The following is a 19,563-nucleotide window of genomic DNA, read 5'->3' as shown; positions in this document are numbered from 1 at the left end:
AAACTACTGAACAGTGTTCGAGAAAAGCTTTACACTATGTGACATGGAACCAACCGAAATCAACGGCGGCCGCTTCTACGCACGCCCACTCCACAACGACGAAAGAATCGACGACTCCCCCGCCCTCCAGCTTGTCGACGCCCACCTCACCGTCGACGAAGCCCGCACCGCTTGGGACCACGACACCATCTACACATGGGCAGTCTGCGAACAAACAAACGTCGAAATGATCGCACTCGCTGCACTTCACATCACCGACACCGCCACTGTTCTCGACATCGCCCCCGTGGGCGACCTCAACCGCAAACTCCCCAACGATCCCGTTCTCACCCCCAAAACAGTCGGTGACGCAGTCACCGAAATCCGCGGCCCCATCACCCGCTGGTGCACCGCACACGGAATCAACATCAGTAACTAATACAATAAGGCGCTATGACCAATAGCCCCACCGACGCTCAAGTAACAGCAGCACGGAATTTTCTCCACGCCCTAGAAGCCGACGATCCCCGAAATGCCATTGTTGTATCGGAAGGAATCGACGATTCTTTCCAACACACACTTTCTAGTATCGCTGCGATGGTGAATATGCGTGATCCGCGCGCGGCTTCTCAAGAACTCCAAGAGGCCCAATCAGCTTTCCTCAAAGCCACCACGCCTGCGGCTACAGTCATGGTAGGAGACATCACAGAGTTGCCATTTTCGGCAATGGTGGTGCCGGCTACTCAAACGTTGATTGGGCCGACGTCGCCGTCGATAAGCGATCTCGCGGCCCGAATCCATCAACGCGCTGGTTTCGGTCTTCGCCTTGAATGCGCACGACTGCTCAAAGAATCCCACGAGCACATAGAGGTAGGATCTGCGTACGTTACAAGCGGTTTTTTGCTTCCCACGCCATGGCTTATTCACATTGTGACCCCACAGCTTAATTTGGCAGCGCGAGGCGAAAGTATCGAATTATTACGTCAGTGTTTCCGAAATATTTTTGCCACCGCTGCGGGAAGGGATTGGAAGGAATTGACGATTCCTTCCCAACTAACAGGACCGTTAGGGTACCCCGCGGGAATGGAGGCCCAAATCCTCAGCGAGGAGCTAGCAGCCGCCAGGAAAACAGGATTCTCGGCGCATGTGGTTATCGTATGTGACTCGGAATCGGCAGCCGGAGCGTATCGACGCACCTTCGCACCAGTAACGGATTAAACACACGAAAACAACAGCAGCCGGTTCGAATCTCCGCGCGGGAGATAATCGAACCGGCTGCTGTGTGTCTAACCGTTAGACGGTGATGGCTACTTGATCACGAGGAGCAAGTCGCCGCCTTCCACCTTGGTTGCCTGCGTCAAGTCGATACGGTCGATAGTTCCGTCTATGGTTGCAGAGATCGTTGCCTCCATCTTCATTGCCTCAATGACAGCAACTGGATCGCCGGCTTTGACGGTAGCGCCTTCCTCGATAGTCACCGTGACAACGCCTGCGAATGGCGCTGCAACGTGTCCAGTATTGGAAGGATCAGCCTTTTCCACCGAGGCGGTCACTGACTCTACGCTGCGATCACGCACGAGGATGGGGCGAATCTGGCCGTTGACATTGCACACAACGTTGCGCATGCCCTTTTCGTCGGGCTCGCCGACGGCGTCGAGACGCACCAACATTGGGACGCTGCTGTCTGCGGTACGAATGACCGTTTCTTTGCCTTCTTTGAGGCCATAGAGGAATTCTGCGTCACCGAGTTTGGTGGTATCGCCAAACTGACGGCGGTGCTCTGCGAATTCTGCCGCAGGCTTCGGGAAGAGCAGGCGATCCAGCGTTGGGCGAACGGTCGCACGATCTGCAAGCAGAGCTTCATCTTCTGCTGGCAGCGGTGCCAAGGTGTCCTTTGATTCCTTACGTCCTGCCAATGCCTTAGCACGCAGTTCTTCTGGCCAGCCGCCCGGTGGGGTGCCGAGCTCACCACGTAGGAAGGCAATGACGGAGTCAGGAATATCGTACTTTTGGGGATCTGCTGCAAAGTCCGCTGGGTTAACTCCTGCGCCGACTAGGTAGAGTGCAAGATCGCCAACGACCTTTGAGGACGGGGTGACCTTGGTGGGGCGTCCCAGCATCTCATTAACGGCTGCGTAGTAGTCCTCGATGAGCTCGAAGCGATCTGCCAAGCCGAGTGCAGTTGCCTGTGCGCGCAGATTGGACAGCTGGCCGCCTGGGATTTCGTGCTGGTAGACGCGGCCAGTTGGTCCTGGGGTTCCGGATTCGAAGGGTGCGTAGAGTTTGCGCACTGCTTCCCAGTACGGTTCCATCGATCCGACTGCGTCCAGAGAGAGACCCGTATCGCGGTAGGTGTTAGCGAATGCTGCCACAATTGCAGACAACGATGGCTGCGACGTTGTGCCCGACAGTGGCGCGGAGGCACCATCGACGGCATCTGCACCAGCGGCTGCTGCAGCCCAATACGTAGCCAGCTGGCCACCAGCAGTGTCGTGGGTGTGAACATGAACCGGCAGGTCGAAGTTGCGTCGTAGTTCGGTGACCAGCTTGGTTGCTGCGGCTGGCTTCATCAGTCCAGCCATGTCTTTAATGGCTAGAACATGTGCACCGGACTTAACGATTTCCTCGGCAAGCTTAAGGTAGTAATCCAGTGTGTAGAGCTTCTCACTTGGGTTGGTCAGATCACCGGAGTAGGCCATGGCGACTTCGGCAATCGTGGTGTTGGTTTCGAGCACTGCGTCGATTGCTGGACGCATCTGGGAGACGTCGTTAAGCGCGTCGAAGATGCGGAAGATATCAACACCAGAGCGTGCGGCTTCGTCGACAAAAGCCTTGCATACAGAATCTGGGTACGGTGTGTAGCCGACTGTGTTGCGGCCTCGCAGCAGCATCTGAATGTTGACGTTGGGCATGGCCTCACGCAGGTGGTCGAGACGCTCCCAGGGGTCCTCGTGGAGGAAGCGCATAGCAACGTCGTAGGTAGCGCCACCCCATGCTTCTACAGAGAGCAGTTCTGGGGTGAGCTTTGCGACGTGCCGTGCTGCGTCGATCAGCGTGTTGGAGCGCACGCGGGTTGCGAGAAGCGACTGGTGCGCATCACGAAAGGTGGTATCCGTAACCGCGAGCGCATCCTGTTTACGCAGTGCGCGTGCAAATCCCTCTGGGCCGAGCTGGAGCAGGCGATCACGGGAACCACGTGGTAGCTCGCCTTTGATCTCTGCTGGGAGCTTTTCTACCGGGTTGATCACGGCTGGGCGCAGACCATGTGGCTTGTTTACAGTCACATCAGCTAGGTAGTTCAAAATGCGGCCAGGCTCATCGTCGGCAGGTGGTGCCTGCAGCAGCCATGGGTGATCTGCGATGAAGCCAGTGGCGATGCGCTTGTGCTGGAAGTCTTCTTCGCGTAGCAAAGCACGCAGGAATCCGATGTTGGTGGCAACACCTGAGACAACGAATTCTGCGAGTGCACGCTGAGCGCGAGCGACTGCGGTGGCGAAATCGGCACCACGGCAGGTCATCTTGACCAGCATGGAGTCGAAATTCGGGGTGATCTCACCACCGAGCATGGCAGCACCGTCGAGACGAACACCTGCGCCACCTGGGGAACGATAAGCGGTAATCGTTCCGGTGTCAGGACGGAAACCGTTGTTGGGGTCTTCAGTAGTGATACGGCACTGCAGGGCAGCGCCTTCGGTGTGGATGTCTTCTTGGCGCAGACCGAGATCTTCGAGTGTCGCACCGGAGGCGATCATGATCTGGGACTTCACCAAGTCGACTTGGGTGACCTCTTCGGTCACGGTGTGTTCGACCTGGATACGAGGGTTCATCTCGATGAAGACGTGGTTGCCTTCCTCATCGACTAGGAACTCGACCGTGCCTGCACCTTGGTAACCGATGTGGCGTGCAAACGCGACTGCGTCTGCACAAATCTTTTCGCGTAGTCCGGGCGCCAAGTGCTGTGCTGGGGCGATCTCTACGACCTTTTGGTGGCGACGCTGCAGCGAGCAATCACGCTCGTACAGGTGGATGATGTTGCCAGCGGAGTCACCAAGGATCTGGACCTCAATATGCTGAGGATTGATTACTGCACGCTCGGCGTAGACTCGGCCATCGCCGAATGCTGCAGCCGCCTCACGGGAGGCTTCTGCTGCTAGCTTTTCTAGGTTTTCGGGGGCGTCGACAAAACGCATGCCGCGGCCACCACCACCGGCAACGGCTTTGACGAATAGCGGGTAGGTCTGCCCCTTGGTCAGCTCTGCGAGCTTCTTTGGATCGTCTGTTGCTTCTGTCTCAGTCAGCGTGGGCAAACCTGCCTCGCGTGCTGCGGTAACAGCAGCTGCTTTATCACCGGTAAGCTCCAGCACTGATGGAGGTGGACCGATAAAGGTTATGCCGTTTTCAGCGCACTCACGAGCAAGCTGGGCGTTTTCGGAAAGGAAGCCGTAGCCTGGGTAAATTGCGTCGGCACCCGTTTGTTTAGCAGCACGGATGATTTCGTCGATATCGAGGTACGCTTTGACCGCAGATCCGCCCTCACCAATGAGGACAGCTTCAGAGGCAAACGATCGGTGGAATGAATTACGGTCTTCGTTCGGGTAGACAGCTACCGTGGCAGCACCGGTTTCAAAGGCTGCACGAAAAGCTCGCACGGCGATCTCGCCACGGTTGGCAACGAGGATCTTTGACAATGGATTTACCGTAGAGGTTCCACGTTCAGATGATTGTTGAGACACTGTTAGTTTGTCCTTGTTTGAAAAAGAAAGTCAGCGCTTTTGTGAAACAAAGCACTAGACCATGTACCTTGATTCGCACGACGGCGAAATCTGTGATCGCAGTTACTTTTACAGGCTTCGAGCTTACCCGTCGTTTTACCCCTACGAAACCTCCGCTGCCACATTAATTGACAACAGTTGCCTAATTTCGAGGTGAGAATAGAAATATCCATGGTCACGGTGCCCGATCGCACTTGCGAAGCCCCCCCAAACCTTGCACGGACTACCCCCGCCCCCGCAGCATTACATGTCAAAGAAAACGACCACAGTTCAGCGCATTCCTTGCGGCCATCCCCCATTTCATATTCACCCCCGCTGCATAAAAAAGAGAACACTCACAACTGTGAAAAATGCAATACCCCGACTGCAATGACCTAAAACATGAGGTCAAGACATTTAAAGTCATAAAATGACACCGAGGCGTCCTGTAGCAAACAGAAAACGCCTCGGCTACACCCCTATTTGATTACCCCTACAGTTTTATTGCAGGTCATCATGCTGCACTAATTGACGCGCAGCCTCAGTAATCGAACCCGATAATGATGGATAGACGGCAAAGCTCTCCGCCAGATCAGACACGGTGAGTTGGTTTGTCACAGCAACAGCAATCGGCAGAATCAGTTCTGAGGCAGTAGGAGCAACAACCACGCCACCGATCACGATGCCGGAGTTCTTACGGCAGAACATCTTGACAAAACCGTGGCGCAATGAACGCATCTTGGCACGCGGGTTGGTCTGCAGCGGCAACATCACCGTACGTGCAATTACCTCACCAGACTCAATTTGTTTCTGGGTAACACCCACAGCGGCAATTTCTGGACGGGTAAATACTGCGGTAGCCACAGTCTTCATGCGAATCGGCTTTACGCCCTCACCAAGAGCGTGGTACATGGCAATTCGCCCCTGCATAGCTGCTACTGACGCCAGCGGGAACAGATCAGTACAGTCGCCACCTGCATACACGCCTGCAACATTGGTACGAGAAACGCGGTCTACACAAATGTGGCCTGAACGTGTTGTCTCAATGCCAATTTTTTCTAGACCAAGATCTTTGGTGTTGGGCACAGAACCGACGGTCATCAAGGCGTGAGAACCGAAGATCTCTCGACCATCGGAAGTCTTCACACATACGCCGCCATCCTCGGTACGGATAACAGAATCAACGCGAGCATGCTTTTCCAAGGCCACGCCACGTTCTGCTAGCACGGTTTCTAGGACGTCGGCAGCATCGGCGTCGTCGTGAGGCAAAATGCGGTCACGCGAAGCGACCATTGTCACTTTCACACCAAGCTCTGCGAACGCAGAAACAAACTCAGCACCAGTCACACCCGAGCCAACCACAATGAGGTGCTCTGGCAATTCGGCGAGCCCGTAGATCTGACGCCACGTGAGGATTCGCTCGCCGTCTGGCTGCGCGTCAGGAAGGATACGTGGGGTTGCACCAGTAGCAATCAAAACGAGGTCGCACTCAATAGTTTCTGTGGTGCCATCGGCACGGTCGACCTTAATGTAGTGCACGGTTTGCTTGGGGTTGTAATCATCAAAGGAGCCGCGGCCGTCGATAATGCGCACGCCGTGGGCATCCATCGACGCCCGAATATCGGAGGATTGTTCGTAAGCAAGGGCCTGAACGCGGTTGTTGAGGGCGTCGATAAGCAGGTGCGCTTCGCCGATCCCCTTGTTCAGTCCCATGTCGTCGGCGCGGCGCAAGTCAGTCTTAATGTTTGCGCCGGCGATGAACGACTTGGATGGCACGCAGTCGTTGATAACTGCTGCGCCGCCTAGACCACGGTCCTCAATAATGGTGATTTCGGCGCCATATTTTGCGCCGGCCAACGCTGCTTCATAGCCTGCGGGGCCGCCGCCGATAATCACGATTCGAGTCACTGTTCCTCCAGTATGGGTGTGCCGGTTAGATGAGTCCAACGCCCAAGTGTATCGGAGACATCCCACAGCGCGAATCGCGCACTTTACCCCCACGGGAATCGCATCAGATTAATCCTCAATAAACATCGCGTTGTGGGAGTTGTAGCGATCGGCTACCGCACCGAAGAGACGCACTCCTACTTCAAGGCAACGCTCGTCTGCATACATATCGGCTTGATGCAGGTCACCGGGGGTCCCTTCCCCATTCCAGCAGCCTAGACGGGCCATTGAACCTGGAACATGCTCGAGGTACCACGAGAAGTCTTCACCGCCTGAAGACTGCGGTGCTTCCACTACGGTGCTGGGGTTAATCGTGCGTGCCGCGTCGGCAATGACGGCGGTCGCGACATCGTCATTGAGCACCGGCGGTACCCCTTTATGGTGGATCAGCTCGTAAGTACATCCTGTAGGAGCAAGCACCTGAGGTACCAACTCTGCAAGGAGTCCTTCCATCATTCGCCACACCCCAATATCTGCGGTTCGTATGGTGCCCTTCACAGAGCCTTCTTCTGTAATGGCGTTAGGTGCATAGCCTGCGTTAATCATCCCAAAGACTAAGACGGTGCCTGTGCGCGGATCGACCCGGCGCGAAAGCAAGCCTGGCAGGTCAACGACCAGCTTGGATAGCGCGTAGACGACATCGGCGGTAAGGTGCGGACGAGAGGTATGGCCACCGGATCCAAATACTTTGATTTCGATAACGTCGGACGCACTCGTGATGGCTCCTGCCCGAACCCCTACTTTGCCGACTGTGAGTTTGGGTTCGGCATGAATAGCGAAGATGTTGGACACACCTTTCAGCGCCCCGAATTCGATGACTTCTGGGGCACCGCCTTCCATGACTTCTTCGGCAGGTTGGAAGATCACGCGCACGCCGATGGTGAGTTCTGCAGAAGCGAGTGCGCAGGCGGTTGCAAGTGCGACGGTGATGTGAACGTCGTGTCCGCAGGCGTGCATGACGCCGTAGTTTTCCGAGATCACATCATGATCGTCGTTTTCTGTGATGGGGAGGGCATCGATGTCACCGCGGAAAGCGATTTTTTGTGGGGTGTCGGGCCCGATGTCCACCATGAGCCCAGTGTTGGGGAATCGTTGTGGGTTAAGCCCGTAGCGACGCAGGGTGGCCTCGATAAAGTCGGTGGTAGCAAATTCCATGTGCGAAAGCTCTGGGTGTCGGTGAAAGTGCCGTCGCCACTCGATCACCTCGTCACGGTGTTGTTCTGCCCATTGCGTGACATGCTCTGCAACCGATTGCGCCACGATACTTCCCTGCCTTTCACCTTTTCCGCATGCAATCTTTCATCCTAACCACAGCAAGAAGAAAGGAAAGTTATAGCGCCACGTTCGTAGGAAAGTATCTAGGCGTTGGGGTCGTCGTCGCGCTTATCGACGTCTCCATTGTCTTTTGTGCCTTCTCCGCTCTTCGTCGTGTCGGCGTCGTTGTTATCGGGTGTTTCGGGCATGACTGCGATACCAAAGTCTGGGTCGTCAGCGTGGTCATCATCCCAGTCTTCGTCATCAAATAGTGGCGACTGCTCATCCCAGTAGCGGTAGCGATACTGGATGGAGAATTTTTGGGTGTCTTGGCTGCTGGTAGGCCATGCGATGTCGATGGGCAGTTCACTGCCAGTGTCTTGACAAATGTCGGTGACGTAGTCCCCTACCGCGGGCATGAGTGCAGCTGGTGGGACATGGAGGGCACGCGCGAGTCGATAAATTGTCGACATCGTGGGATCGGAGCTTTTGGTTGCGCTATTTTCGTTGCGTTCGAGATTGGAGATTTGGTTGCGGCTTAAGTTGGCGATTTCTGCAAGTCCGTCTTGGGTAAGGCCACGCAGTCGCCGTAGTTTATGTAGCCTCACCCCAAAGGCGTGGCCATAACTGGGCCACTGCGTCCAACCTTCATTCATGCGCTCAAATGTGCCCAATACAGTGGTCAACGTCCGCCCAATACATTGTGCAGAGCACTGTAAATAAACAAAATCTTATGGTAAAAGATGGTGGTTACGCATAACAAAAATCCCCATGCCAACCGCAGGCCATGCACAATCACATGGCGACGACAAGCAGGGGGAAACGACTACGAGACGCTACGAAGCAGTTTTAGAGGTCGATGTTACGTGGCCCGTAGAGACGATCGCCCGCATCACCTAGGCCAGGCACGATGTAGGCGTCGTCGTTAAGCTCGGGGTCGATGGTGGCCGTGACCAAACGGCAAGGCAGACCCGACTCAGCCAAGGCATCAACACCCTCCTGCGCCGACACCATACAAATAGCGGTGATATCGGTAGCGCCACGATCCGCCAGCAGCTTAATGGCGTGTAGCAAAGAACCCCCCGTAGCTAGCATCGGATCCACGCAGAACACGGTGCGACCGCTGAGATCGTCGGGTAATGCTTCAAGATAAGGAACAGGCTGATGAGTGGCCTCATCACGCGCCATGCCAATAAAGCCCACCTGAGCATCAGGGATCATCGACAACGCTGGATCCACCATGCCCAAACCGGCACGAATGATCGGCACGATAATGGGAGGATCCTGCAAACGAGTCCCCTGCGTATCAGCAACAGGGGTGCTGACTGGGAACTGCTCAATTGCGAGATCACGAGACGCCTCATACACGAGCATGGCGCCGAGATCTGCAAGCGCAGCACGGAATCCCGCATTGTTAGTGCGCTTATCGCGCATGATGGTAAGACGTGAAGCTGCCAAGGGGTGGTCGACGATCCGAATTTCCATACCAGCCATCGTAGCGCCGGAATGCGTGGGAACCAGAACCCACACTCATTACGTCTAAACATATATGGACTCTCACATCACCATCGACGTACCTCTCATGCACCAATGGCTGCGCACGCTTATCGACGAAGCCACGCACCCTCCCAGCGAACACCACGACATCGCCTCGGACTGCGCCGGAGTTGGCGACTTTCTCAGCGCCTATAACCGCTGCGTTGCATCCTTGACCACACGTGCAACCGAGCACTGCCACCAAGCAGAAGAACTAGCCGCCACCGCTCACCAGCTTCTCCAAAACGCCGAAGACATCGACGCCGATACTGCCCGACGAGAGGACACCCTGTGATTAACCTCCCCGGTGTGGTTTCCATGCTGGCCACACTCGCACCCCCGCAGCTTAACCTTGCTATCCCCGAAACCCCATTTTTTCCCACCGCCGACCTAATCACGCACGCTTTTGGCACCACCACACCACTTATCCATGCAGCACAAACCCTAGCCGCCGACGCACACCGCGCACGCAGCGTCATACCCCAAGCACTGCACGAAATAGACAATCTCCGCGCAGAACTCGGTCACATGGCCACCGACTTTCTAAGCGAGGCCACCCGAATCTTTCCGAAACTCTTTAGCCCCCTGCCGGGATCCGCCCTCGCAGCCCATGCCGAGCTTGCAGCCCTACCCGGCAAATACATCGATCTAGCATTCGCACGTCTCGACCTGGCCAATAAAAACCTCACCAACGCCACCATGACACTGCTCTCGGTAGCAGATAGGGGCGTCGATACGCGAGGCGAACTCCCACCACCTGCAGCACCCCCTGCCACTCCACCTGCGTCTCACCTCGGACAACGAGCCGTCGACGCTGCTATGAGCGCCCTAGGCACCCCATACCTGTGGGGCGGAACAACACTCGCCGGCTTCGACTGCTCCGGATTTACCCAATGGGCATGGCGACAAGCAGGCATTGAGCTGCCCCGACTCGCCGAACACCAAAACGTCGGCACACCCGTCGCGCGTGAAAACCTCCAACCAGGCGATCTACTCGTCTGGGACGGCCACGTTGCCATGTACGCCGGTAACGGAAACATCATCGAAGCCGGAAACCCCGTCGCACTCAACCCCATCAGAACCACCAACATGGGAATGCCGTTTAAAGGTTACTTCCGACCCACAGGGTAGACCCGCTAAGATGCATAGCCATGGCTAATAAAGGAATCGTACCCGTCAAAATCTCATTGACCGAGGGCGACTTTTACACTCTCTGGGCACCACAATGGCGCGAACACGGCGCCGAGTGGCAGGCGTTTCTCGGTAGCGGGGACGACCTTTACGTATTCGAATCCCCCGCGGCAGTCCTCGCCTACATCGAATCCGGCGCGCGCCACGACCTCAGCGACCACCCCAAGTGGGGTGCCTTCATGGCCGGTGCCGACGATCGAGTTGTGCCCACCGATCGCCAAGAATACGACCTCATTGGAGTACCTGCACTACTCGCAGAACGCCCAAGTCACACCAACGTCTCTGCAGTGGCACGTTGCTTTGCCATCACACGCAGCCTCGGCGATGTGACCGCAACCATCCCAGTACAAAGCTTCTTCTCCTCGCACTCCATCCTCATGAACACCGAACGTGGCGGCAACCACTTCACCGGCGACTCCGGCCTCGGCGAATGGACCGGTATCGGACGCATCGTCTTGACCAGCTGGAATAACGTCATCGACGCCCTCGACAGCGCGATCACCGTCCACACTGACGGAAACGCCGAGGCCATCAGCGCCGCAGCCGCGCGTATCGACGCCGCCACCGCCGAAGCAGAACAGCGTCGCATTGCCGAAGAAAAAAAGAAAAAGGCCGACGCTGAAAAAGTCGACCCTTACGACGCCACCCCATGGGCAGCCGCAGGTATCGACCCCATCAAGATCTCCATCGATGGGCGCACCGTCTATACCCTGCGCACCTACATCGAAGCACAGCCCGTATTCCTAGGAAAATACGGGGAAATCTTCACCTTCAACTCCGGGAAATCCCTCGTCCGCTGGCTCGTCGAACACGACGACCACGACCTCGCACGCGTATCTACCTGGGAAGACCTCATGGTTCCCGTCAACGCCGGCGAGCTCGACATCACAGTCCACCCCGACAATGTTTACTCATTCAACGGCCTCACCCGAGACATCAACACCAGCGTCGAAGCCGTAGACACCGCCCAAATGGCCCGCGCCTACGAACTCCTCGCCGACGCCGCCGACTGGGCAGCCGACGACTCCCTCAACTCATACTTCCTCACCAACCCCCGCATGCAGGACTACATCTCCTACATGATCGGATCCACCCGAGTCTCCGGCTACACCCCCACCCCACCATTTACCGAGCACTCCGAAAGCTGGGCTGAAATGGAGAAAATGCTGACCAAACGATTCAGCAAATTCTAAACACTCCCTGGACTTATAACCGCGATAACCGCGATAGCCGCGGCTGGACTAATCCCCATGAGAAGGACTGAGAAATCAGACACCAACTCATGGGGAATATTTTTATAAAACTGCACCTGCTTGACGCACTCAGGAAGAAAAGCAGCTATGCGGCTGTGGTGCAAGGCTGCTGTGTGGCCGTGCGGCTGTGTGGCTGTGTGGCTGTGAATGCCGCTTTCTACTGGTTGCTGGCTACCAAAAAGCAATTCAGCACTCATGACCCAGTCAGCCCCCACAATCTCCTAGAGATCTAGGTCATCAAACTCAATCCCCATCTCATCGAGAAACTGCGGATCCACGCCTTCTAAGCCTGCAGCCCCACCATGATGATCCGTGTGCGCATGGCCTGCATGCTCTCGCTCAGAGCGCAGCTCTGTTGTACTTTCTGCATCGTCGGTAGTGGAATGATCAGCAAAATCTTCACCCAACTGCTCAAAGAACGGGAAAACCAATTCTTCCCACAACTGCACCCTCAGCGGCTGTGGCAACAACGACACCGCCACGGCATCTCGAGTCAACTCGAATAGATCCTCGATCTGTAATTCCAAGTACTCCGTCAATTCCAAAAGGCGATCTGTGGAAAGAATCGACGACGCTGTCCGGTAACCCAACTTAGACATCAACGGCAACGGATGATCCGCAAGCTCTGCAACCTCGCCATTTTCAAGATCAGCAAATGGCTCCACAAGTACTGGATAATCACGATCGCGGACCCACGCCGAAAGCCTTCCAGGAACAATATCGTCATCTTCGAAACGAAAATCCTCAAACAAACCAATGCCATGAATGATGCGGCTAGCTCCCACACGAACCTGATCTGCGACGCTGCCATCGAACTCAAAAGGAACATAATTTTCCCGCAAAATGGCAGCTACGTCAGCGGATTGCGTCGAAAAGCCCACGACGACAGGTGTCCGCGAACGGTCTGTGTAGTGGGAAGAATCGTCGATTCTTTCCAGAATCCCCACGGTAAACGGGGCTTGTTCGGCAACAGAAATCGCGCGCTCAATATCCTCATGTGGCACCGTGCACTCAAAATACGCCACGTGGTCATCTGCCAGCTGCTGCACCCGAGATTGCATATAAGCAGCATCACCAGACTCGCCGAGAATCACTTTCGGTAGTGCGTGAATTAGCTCATGCGAAATTACTTTAAATTCTGAACGGAAAATAGGGGTGTCATACATGAACTACACCTTAAGCCACGGCACCATCATAAGTATGAAACGTGTGCCCAAAACCCTCATCGCGCTGACCGCCATCACTGCAGCACTCTCACCCACCGCACTTAGCGCAACCATGGCACCAGTATTAGCTGATCCCGCACCGCGTTCCTCCGCGCCGAACACCGACAAATGCGACAACGCTACCACCCCACCATCGGCCGAGACGACCTCCGAAAAACTCGCACCAGGCCGTACTTCAATCGCACCTCTTCCCACCGTCGACAACGAATTTGGCAGCTGTGGGATAACAAAAGCAACAGGATTCGACGTCCCCACCAATACCGCTTCGGCATGGATGGTTTTTGACCTCGATACCGGTGCTGTCATCGCCACCAAAGACCCCCACGGACGCTACCGTCCTGCATCCGTCATCAAAGCACTCATCGCGCTCGTAGCCATCGACGAACTCGATCTTTCGAAAAAAGTCACCATCACCAATGACGACGTGAACCAAGAAGGCTCCGCTGTCGGATTTGTGGAAGGAATCGACTATTCCGTCCAACAACTACTCGACGGACTACTCCTCGGCAGCGGAAACGATGCCGCCAGTGCACTCGCACGCGCCCTCGGCGGCGAAGACACCACCATCAAAAAGATCAACAATCTTGCCCAGGAATTGGGAACCGTCGACACGTACGCCGCCTCATACACTGGCTTGGATGCCCAGGGCATGTCCACTTCTGTGCGCGACCTTGCTGTGATCTATCAAGCAGCATGGCAAAACCCCGTCTTCGCAGACACCGTGAAAAAGGAATACTCAGAACTCCCCGCCGATAAAACCGGCACAACGTTCCAAGTCTGGAATGACAACGGCATCCTCATGAACACGGAGCACGGCATCGGCGGTAAAACCGGTTTTACTGACGACGCCCACCACACCTTCGTCGGCGCGAAAAATATCAACGGTCGCCGCATCGCCGCCGTCATCCTCGACACCACCATCGATCTAGGACGCCCATGGGAACAAGCCAACAAGCTTATCGACGCCGGCTACAAAGTCGCCGAAAACCAAGCAGTAGGGTCGATTCTTCGGAAGGAATCGTCGATTCCTTCCGAAGAATCGCAACCAAAAGAACTCTCGCGCCCATCGTTTACTAATCCTTCTGATAACCGCGACACGACACCTCGTTTTGTGATTCTGGGGGCGTTGGTGGCGCTGGTGGTGCTCGGGGCGCTGGCGTGGATGTTCGGTAAACGTGAAGATCGCGTGAATAGCTAAAACAGGAAAACCCCTAGGTACGGAGACGATGTGTGTCATCTCCTGTTGTCCCTAGGGGTTGTTTTTATTTTGTTGAATCAGGCGGATTCTAGGAGTCGTTGGGAGTTACTTTCGCTTCCACAGTGACAGCAAGGCGGTAGCGGCTGTAGCACCGGCGATGCCGATTCCGATGCCTTTGCCCTTGTCACCTCCGGTGCGGATTTCTTCACGAACGCGGATGACGGCTGGTGCTGGTGGCTCGAGTTTGGCAATGGCGAGGGATTCCGCGGTGGTTGCAGCCCAAGCGCAGCAGTACATAAGGATGCGCCAGACGAAGTAGAGCAAGACCATGAGTCCGATGATGGGGCCGAAGGTAGCTCCTGCGGGGTTGCTCAATGCGTTTGAGAAGAATTGCGATGCAAGTTGCTTGAAGATCTCAAAGAGCACAGCACCAATACCTGCGGCTTTAAGGGCAGATTTTGCGGGGACTTCACCTCGGGGGAGGTATTTGATGAGCCAGAGGAATACGCAGAAGTTGGCGATGAGTCCCACGACTAAAGAGATGACGAATGTGAGGAGGAAGATACCGGGGACGTCGGCAAGCCCGATAGCGTCGATAAGCTGCGTCGTCAGGCCGGAGGAGCCGATAGCAGTGATGCCCAGCGCGATGCCCATGGCTACGAGCAGGCTAAGGAATCCAAGAAAATCCTGGAATTTGGTTTTCGCAAAGTTATCGCCAGTGACTGGGTAGCGCCACATTTTCGACGCCCCGTAGCGCAGGTGCGACATCCAGCTTAGGCCGGACCACAAGGCAGTAAGACCACCGATGCCGAACATGGCACCACGTTGACTGATGGCGGTATCGAGGATTTCTTTGAGAGTATCTGCAATAGATGCGTCGACAGAATCGGTGATTCTTTCCTGTAATTGCTGCAGTGTTTCTGGCTGACGAGCAAGGATAGTTGCTGCCGCGGCCATCACCAGCATGAGGATCGGGAACATCGACAACACAGAAAAATAAGTAATGCCCGCGGAGTACTGGTTGCCGCCTTCTTGGCTGTACCGCTCATTCATACGCATGAGATGGTCAAACCACCCCCACTTAAGACGCAGCTTGTCGACGATCCCAGGGTCGTCGGCGGTTGATCGTTCAATGCCGAACTCGTCTGTCTTGTTGCGGTTTTGGCGCGTGGACATGGCGCGAATGCTCTCACGTTGGTGCGCGGCACGCGATGATGCGGGCACAACGGTGTTTGCTGAGATTTTTCCTGAGCCTCGAGACGCCATAAGAATTTCTGCCTTTTTAAATCATTGTGAGCTGGGGACTTAATCCAGACTATAGGCAGAAACAGCAATCCGGCTGCCTCATAGTGGCGAAGCAGTCGGATCGTTGCAAAGTTGTAATTGTCAGCGCTTTAGCGCTTTGGCGGCAAAAAACCGATGTGCTCGTAGGCGTCCGCAAGGGTGCGCGATGCAATCTCACGGGCTTTTTCGGCGCCAAGAGCCAACACATTTTCCAGCTCAGCACGGTCAGACATGTACATGTCGTACTGAGCCTTCAAAGGTGTAACGAAGGCCTCGAGGGCATCGGCGGTGTCGACCTTCAAGGCGCCGTAGCCCTGGCCTTGGTAGGCGTCGACAAGCGAGTCGATGCTCTTGCCCATCAGTGCCGACTGAATGACCAGCAAGTTGGACACACCAGGCTTGTTTTCCTTATCAAAACGGATCTCGCCGTCGTTGTCGGTCACAGCAGAGCGAATGCGCTTCGCAGAAACCTTGGGGTCATCAAGCAGATTAATCAAGCCCTTGGGGTTCGAACCCGACTTGCTCATCTTGGAGGTGGGTTCTTGAAGATCATAAATCTTGGCAGCACCCTCAGGAATAATTCCGTCTGGCACCACGAAGGTCTTTTTAAAACGAGAGTTAAAACGCTCAGCAAGCGTACGAGTGAGCTCCAAGTGCTGGCGTTGGTCCTCGCCCACCGGCACGAACTGCGGACGGTAAAGCAGAATATCCGCAGCCATCAACATGGGATAAGTGAACAGACCTGCTGAGGTACGATCCGCACCTCGCTTGGCGGACTTGTCCTTGAACTGTGTCATGCGGCTCGCTTCGCCGAAACCGGTCAAGCACGTAAGAACCCAACCAAGCTCAGCGTGTTCCGGCACGTGAGACTGCACAAACAGAGTGCTCTTGTGAGGATCAATGCCCAAAGCCAAGAGCTGTGCAGCACCGGCGATGGTACGCTCCCGCAGCTCACGGGGGTTTTGATCAACCGTGATGGCGTGCAGATCAGGGATGAAGTAAAACGCCTCGTAGTTATCCTGAAGGTCGATCCACTGCTTCAGGGCACCCAAATAGTTTCCTAGGTGGTACGAGTCGGCTGTTGGTTGAATTCCCGACAGCACACGTTGCTTCTTCTGCGTATTTTCTTGCACGGTTGCAGTCATGGTGAACATCCTACAGCGCAGTCACAACACACGAGGAATACGACCCCACCTGTTGATGTAAAACAAAACCGTCTTCCGGTACGGATCCGCTGTGTGCTTTCCACAAATGGATCTGTACCAGAAGACGGTTGACAATGTGCGCTGGGCGGATACCTCTGGCTCACCGTGGAAGAATTCTTTGAGCAGAATTCCTACTGCATACGAGGGCGGGGAGCCACAATAGCGATGAGACCACCAATGGTCGTGGCACCGCCTACTCCCATGAGGATGCCGCCGAGCACACCCGCAACGTCATTGTTACCGGTTAAGAAATAACCGCCTAGGACGGCAGCGATACCGACAACAAGGGCGATGATTCCAGAAATTCGCATGATGTAACTGCTCCTGATTCTATTGTCAACGTCGACGCACTGACAGTACTACCGCACGCAAAATTAATCGAAACGAGGTGTCTGACCTTAGTCCCACGCCTTAGAGTAAACAGGGCGTCGTCAGTGCGTAATGGCGTCTCGACGACTAGGAATACACCACCGTCAAAGGTGAGTGATCCGACCAGCGCAAATCATATGCTGCTGCCTTATCGACCCAGCACCGAGTCGCACGCTCCAGCATCGCAGAAGTTGCTGCTTGATAATCAATACGCCAACCAGCATTCGTATCAAACGCCTGGCCACGATAAGTCCACCAAGTATAAGCAGCGTCCTCGGGAGCTAATCGACGCGCCACGTCAAACCATTTCGGGTCGTTCGCCGGAGTACGACGCTGCTGCGAGGTGTAGTCCACCGCACCTGCCCATTGGCCAGCATCGGACACCTGGCTTTCAGAATCAGGGAAAACACCAAATACCGAATCCATAAAAGCCCGTTCGTCTGGAAGGAATCCAGACTTCTTTCGGTTTGTTTTCCAATTCTTCAGATCTTGCATGCGGTGACAAATGTTCCAATCGCCACCGACCACCATGTGCGGATTATCCTGCGCTGCCTGCTCAAGAAACGGACCGAACACATCAAGGAAACGGTATTTCTCGTCTTGCTTATCAGTGTCGGCAGAACCAGAAGGCAAGTAGAGCGACGCCACCACCACGTCATGACCTGTATCAGGATCAGACAGTGTTGCTTGGATGTACCGGCCAGAATCGACGAATCCTTCCAACCCCACCTGAACATCACGCAGTGGCTGGCGACTTAAAATACCCACCCCGGCGCGGCCTTTGGCAGCAGCAGGAGCGCCAACATAGTGCCATCCGGCATCGAGGGCAGGTGCCAAAGCAGTAAGAGAATCTTTTTCCGAAGCACGAACCTCTTGCAGCAACACGACATCGGAGCCACACTGCTCTAGCCACGGGAGCATTCCGCGGTTGGCGTCGCTACGCTGCTTGACGGCAGCACGAATTCCATTGACGTTAACTGTTGTAATTTGCATGCTGGCCATCCTAGCGGTGCTGTTTGCGTTCTTGTTTGCTGCGCGTGATATGCGCTGGGATCCAAATGATGATGGCGGCACAACCTAAAGCAGCGCCCGCAAGAGCAGGAGCAGAATAGCTATATCCTGCGCTGATCACTACGCCACCAAGCAGTGCGCCACAAGCATTCGCGATGTTAAGCGCAGAGTGGTTAAGTGCAGCAGCTAGGGTCTGGGCACGACCGGCAACGTCCATAAGTCGGATCTGAAGAGACGGGATGAGCATCGAACCGGAAAGCCCCACGAGAGCAAAGTTAATGATGGCGATCCACGCATAGGCACTGGTGAAGTAGAAACTCACCAAGGTGAGCACAATGCAGATAAGAGCAGTAAGAATTCCGTATTCCACACTCCAGTCGGAGAGGCGTCCGCCGATAAAATTGCCCGCAATCATGCCAAGTCCATAGGCCATCAGCACGATCCACATGAGCGCCTCAGGCAAACCCGCGCGCTGCGTCATCGTCCAAGAGATATAGGTGTACACAGCAAACATGCCACCAAAGCCCACGGAACCGATCAGCAGTGACGCCCAAACTTGACCGTTCTTTAACGCACCGAGTTCTGTGAGTGGGCTCGTCGGTTTCATCTTGGACATGTGCGGCATGAGCGTCCACAACAATGCCAAGGTAATAGCACCGATGATGGTGACCACCACGTACGCGGCTTTCCACGTGGTAGCAAATCCCAGAGCTTGGACAGCGGGTACACCGACCACCGTCGCTACGGGCAATCCCATGCCGACAAAAGCGAGAGCACGGCCGCGTTGCCCTTCAGGGGCCATCGACGCCACGGCAAGGCCCGCTACTGAGAAAAACGCACCATGCGGCAAGCCAGCTAAAAAACGTGCAGCCATCAGCACAGGATAAGAAGTGGTAAATACTGTCAACGCGTTGCCGATTGTAAAGGCAATCATCAACAAGATCAGTAGACGTCGGCGCGGAATCATTCCGGTAAAAGCGGTGATGACAGGCGCACCGACGACCACGCCCATCGCATAGGCGGTAATCACGTGACCGGCAGTGGACTCCGCCACGTTGAAGTCCTCAGCGATAAGGCTAAGCAATCCCATGGAGACAAATTCGGTAACACCGATACCAAATCCGCCGAGTGCCAACGCCAACATGGCGATGAGTCGGTGGCGATGAGTGATCTCTGTTTGGCGGGGTACAGGTTTTCTTTTATTGAGGTGGTTGACAAGCACGACGAGATACCTTAACAGCGTTTGCATGTTTCCCTGATGAGCGTCCCCCATACCCCACGTTGTAGCGCGCGACAATACCCGCGAAACAGGACGCTTGTACTGTTTTTACCCCCGCTGCCCCGTACTCAAAGCCCAGC

18 protein-coding genes are annotated in these 19,563 nt (G+C 55.3%); 6 read left to right on the top strand and 12 right to left on the bottom strand.

What is annotated here, in order from left to right; translation table 11 throughout:
- Positions 1 to 43: 43 nt before the first annotated feature.
- Both AT687_RS02830 and AT687_RS02825 read left to right on the top strand, forming a co-directional pair.
- The gene (locus tag AT687_RS02830; protein WP_014318746.1) at positions 44 to 418 is read left to right on the top strand and encodes a hypothetical protein; all 375 of its coding nucleotides are present in this window, start codon (positions 44 to 46) and stop codon (positions 416 to 418) included.
- Between the two features lie 14 nt (positions 419 to 432).
- A complete protein-coding gene (locus AT687_RS02825; protein WP_014318745.1) occupies positions 433 to 1,197 on the top strand; it encodes a macro domain-containing protein in 765 nt (254 codons plus the stop codon).
- Positions 1,198 to 1,286: 89 nt separating this feature from the next.
- Here AT687_RS02825 and AT687_RS02820 read toward each other — a convergent pair whose 3' ends face one another.
- The 5 genes from AT687_RS02820 to upp form a co-directional block, all read right to left on the bottom strand.
- A complete protein-coding gene (locus AT687_RS02820; RefSeq protein ID WP_014318744.1) occupies positions 1,287 to 4,712 on the bottom strand; it encodes a pyruvate carboxylase in 3,426 nt (1,141 codons plus the stop codon).
- Positions 4,713 to 5,231: 519 nt separating this feature from the next.
- Complete coding sequence (locus AT687_RS02815) at positions 5,232 to 6,638, bottom strand: NAD(P)H-quinone dehydrogenase (RefSeq protein WP_014318743.1); 1,407 nt, start codon at positions 6,636 to 6,638, stop codon at positions 5,232 to 5,234.
- Positions 6,639 to 6,746: 108 nt separating this feature from the next.
- Complete coding sequence (locus AT687_RS02810; RefSeq protein WP_014318742.1) at positions 6,747 to 7,937, bottom strand: amidohydrolase; 1,191 nt, start codon at positions 7,935 to 7,937, stop codon at positions 6,747 to 6,749.
- 98 nt (positions 7,938 to 8,035) lie between these two features.
- A complete protein-coding gene (locus tag AT687_RS02805; protein ID WP_014301502.1) occupies positions 8,036 to 8,587 on the bottom strand; it encodes a helix-turn-helix domain-containing protein in 552 nt (183 codons plus the stop codon).
- Positions 8,588 to 8,780: 193 nt separating this feature from the next.
- Positions 8,781 to 9,416, bottom strand: a complete 636-nt coding sequence (upp, locus tag AT687_RS02800; RefSeq protein ID WP_004567014.1) for a uracil phosphoribosyltransferase — start codon at positions 9,414 to 9,416, stop codon at positions 8,781 to 8,783.
- A gap of 64 nt (positions 9,417 to 9,480) precedes the next feature.
- Between upp and AT687_RS02795 the strand changes: the two genes are divergently transcribed.
- From AT687_RS02795 to AT687_RS02785, 3 genes are read left to right on the top strand one after another with little or no spacing between them, the layout of a single operon-like run.
- Positions 9,481 to 9,762 carry a hypothetical protein gene (locus AT687_RS02795; protein WP_010934443.1) on the top strand — a complete coding sequence of 94 codons (282 nt, stop codon included), beginning with the start codon at positions 9,481 to 9,483 and terminating at the stop codon, positions 9,760 to 9,762.
- On the top strand, positions 9,759 to 10,598 hold the full coding sequence (locus AT687_RS02790; RefSeq protein WP_014318741.1) for a C40 family peptidase: 840 nt from the start codon (positions 9,759 to 9,761) through the stop codon (positions 10,596 to 10,598). The genes AT687_RS02795 and AT687_RS02790 overlap by 4 nt, the downstream gene beginning before the upstream one ends.
- Positions 10,599 to 10,618: 20 nt before the next feature.
- The gene (locus AT687_RS02785) at positions 10,619 to 11,851 is read left to right on the top strand and encodes a hypothetical protein (protein WP_010934441.1); all 1,233 of its coding nucleotides are present in this window, start codon (positions 10,619 to 10,621) and stop codon (positions 11,849 to 11,851) included.
- Here AT687_RS02785 and AT687_RS02780 read toward each other — a convergent pair.
- The gene (locus AT687_RS02780) at positions 11,848 to 12,126 is read right to left on the bottom strand and encodes a hypothetical protein (RefSeq protein ID WP_014318740.1); all 279 of its coding nucleotides are present in this window, start codon (positions 12,124 to 12,126) and stop codon (positions 11,848 to 11,850) included. The two genes, AT687_RS02785 and AT687_RS02780, sit on opposite strands and share 4 nt — an antisense overlap.
- Before the next feature lie 6 nt (positions 12,127 to 12,132).
- Positions 12,133 to 13,077 carry a hypothetical protein gene (locus tag AT687_RS02775; RefSeq protein ID WP_010934440.1) on the bottom strand — a complete coding sequence of 315 codons (945 nt, stop codon included), beginning with the start codon at positions 13,075 to 13,077 and terminating at the stop codon, positions 12,133 to 12,135.
- Between AT687_RS02775 and AT687_RS02770 the strand changes: the two genes are divergently transcribed.
- On the top strand, positions 13,076 to 14,335 hold the full coding sequence (locus AT687_RS02770) for a D-alanyl-D-alanine carboxypeptidase family protein (RefSeq protein WP_014318739.1): 1,260 nt from the start codon (positions 13,076 to 13,078) through the stop codon (positions 14,333 to 14,335). The genes AT687_RS02775 and AT687_RS02770 overlap by 2 nt on opposite strands.
- A gap of 105 nt (positions 14,336 to 14,440) precedes the next feature.
- On the opposite strand, the gene AT687_RS02765 is transcribed toward AT687_RS02770, so the two are convergent.
- The 5 genes from AT687_RS02765 to AT687_RS02745 form a co-directional block, all read right to left on the bottom strand.
- A complete protein-coding gene (locus AT687_RS02765; protein WP_014318738.1) occupies positions 14,441 to 15,601 on the bottom strand; it encodes a YhjD/YihY/BrkB family envelope integrity protein in 1,161 nt (386 codons plus the stop codon).
- Between the two features lie 128 nt (positions 15,602 to 15,729).
- Complete coding sequence (gene trpS / locus AT687_RS02760) at positions 15,730 to 16,773, bottom strand: tryptophan--tRNA ligase (RefSeq protein ID WP_014318737.1); 1,044 nt, start codon at positions 16,771 to 16,773, stop codon at positions 15,730 to 15,732.
- A gap of 182 nt (positions 16,774 to 16,955) precedes the next feature.
- Positions 16,956 to 17,135 carry a hypothetical protein gene (locus AT687_RS02755; RefSeq protein WP_014318736.1) on the bottom strand — a complete coding sequence of 60 codons (180 nt, stop codon included), beginning with the start codon at positions 17,133 to 17,135 and terminating at the stop codon, positions 16,956 to 16,958.
- Between the two features lie 145 nt (positions 17,136 to 17,280).
- Positions 17,281 to 18,186 (bottom strand): exodeoxyribonuclease III, encoded by a 906-nt coding sequence (locus tag AT687_RS02750; RefSeq protein ID WP_010934436.1) that lies wholly within the window; start codon positions 18,184 to 18,186, stop codon positions 17,281 to 17,283.
- A gap of 10 nt (positions 18,187 to 18,196) precedes the next feature.
- Positions 18,197 to 19,453, bottom strand: coding sequence for an MFS transporter (locus AT687_RS02745; RefSeq protein WP_014318735.1), 1,257 nt, complete (start codon positions 19,451 to 19,453; stop codon positions 18,197 to 18,199).
- Positions 19,454 to 19,563: the final 110 nt, after the last annotated feature.

This window comes from Corynebacterium diphtheriae (assembly GCF_001457455.1).
GTDB classification, from domain to species: Bacteria; Actinomycetota; Actinomycetes; order Mycobacteriales; family Mycobacteriaceae; genus Corynebacterium; species Corynebacterium diphtheriae.
The sequence above is the reverse complement of the archived record's forward strand: the minus strand, read 5'-3'. Positions and strand labels throughout refer to the sequence as shown.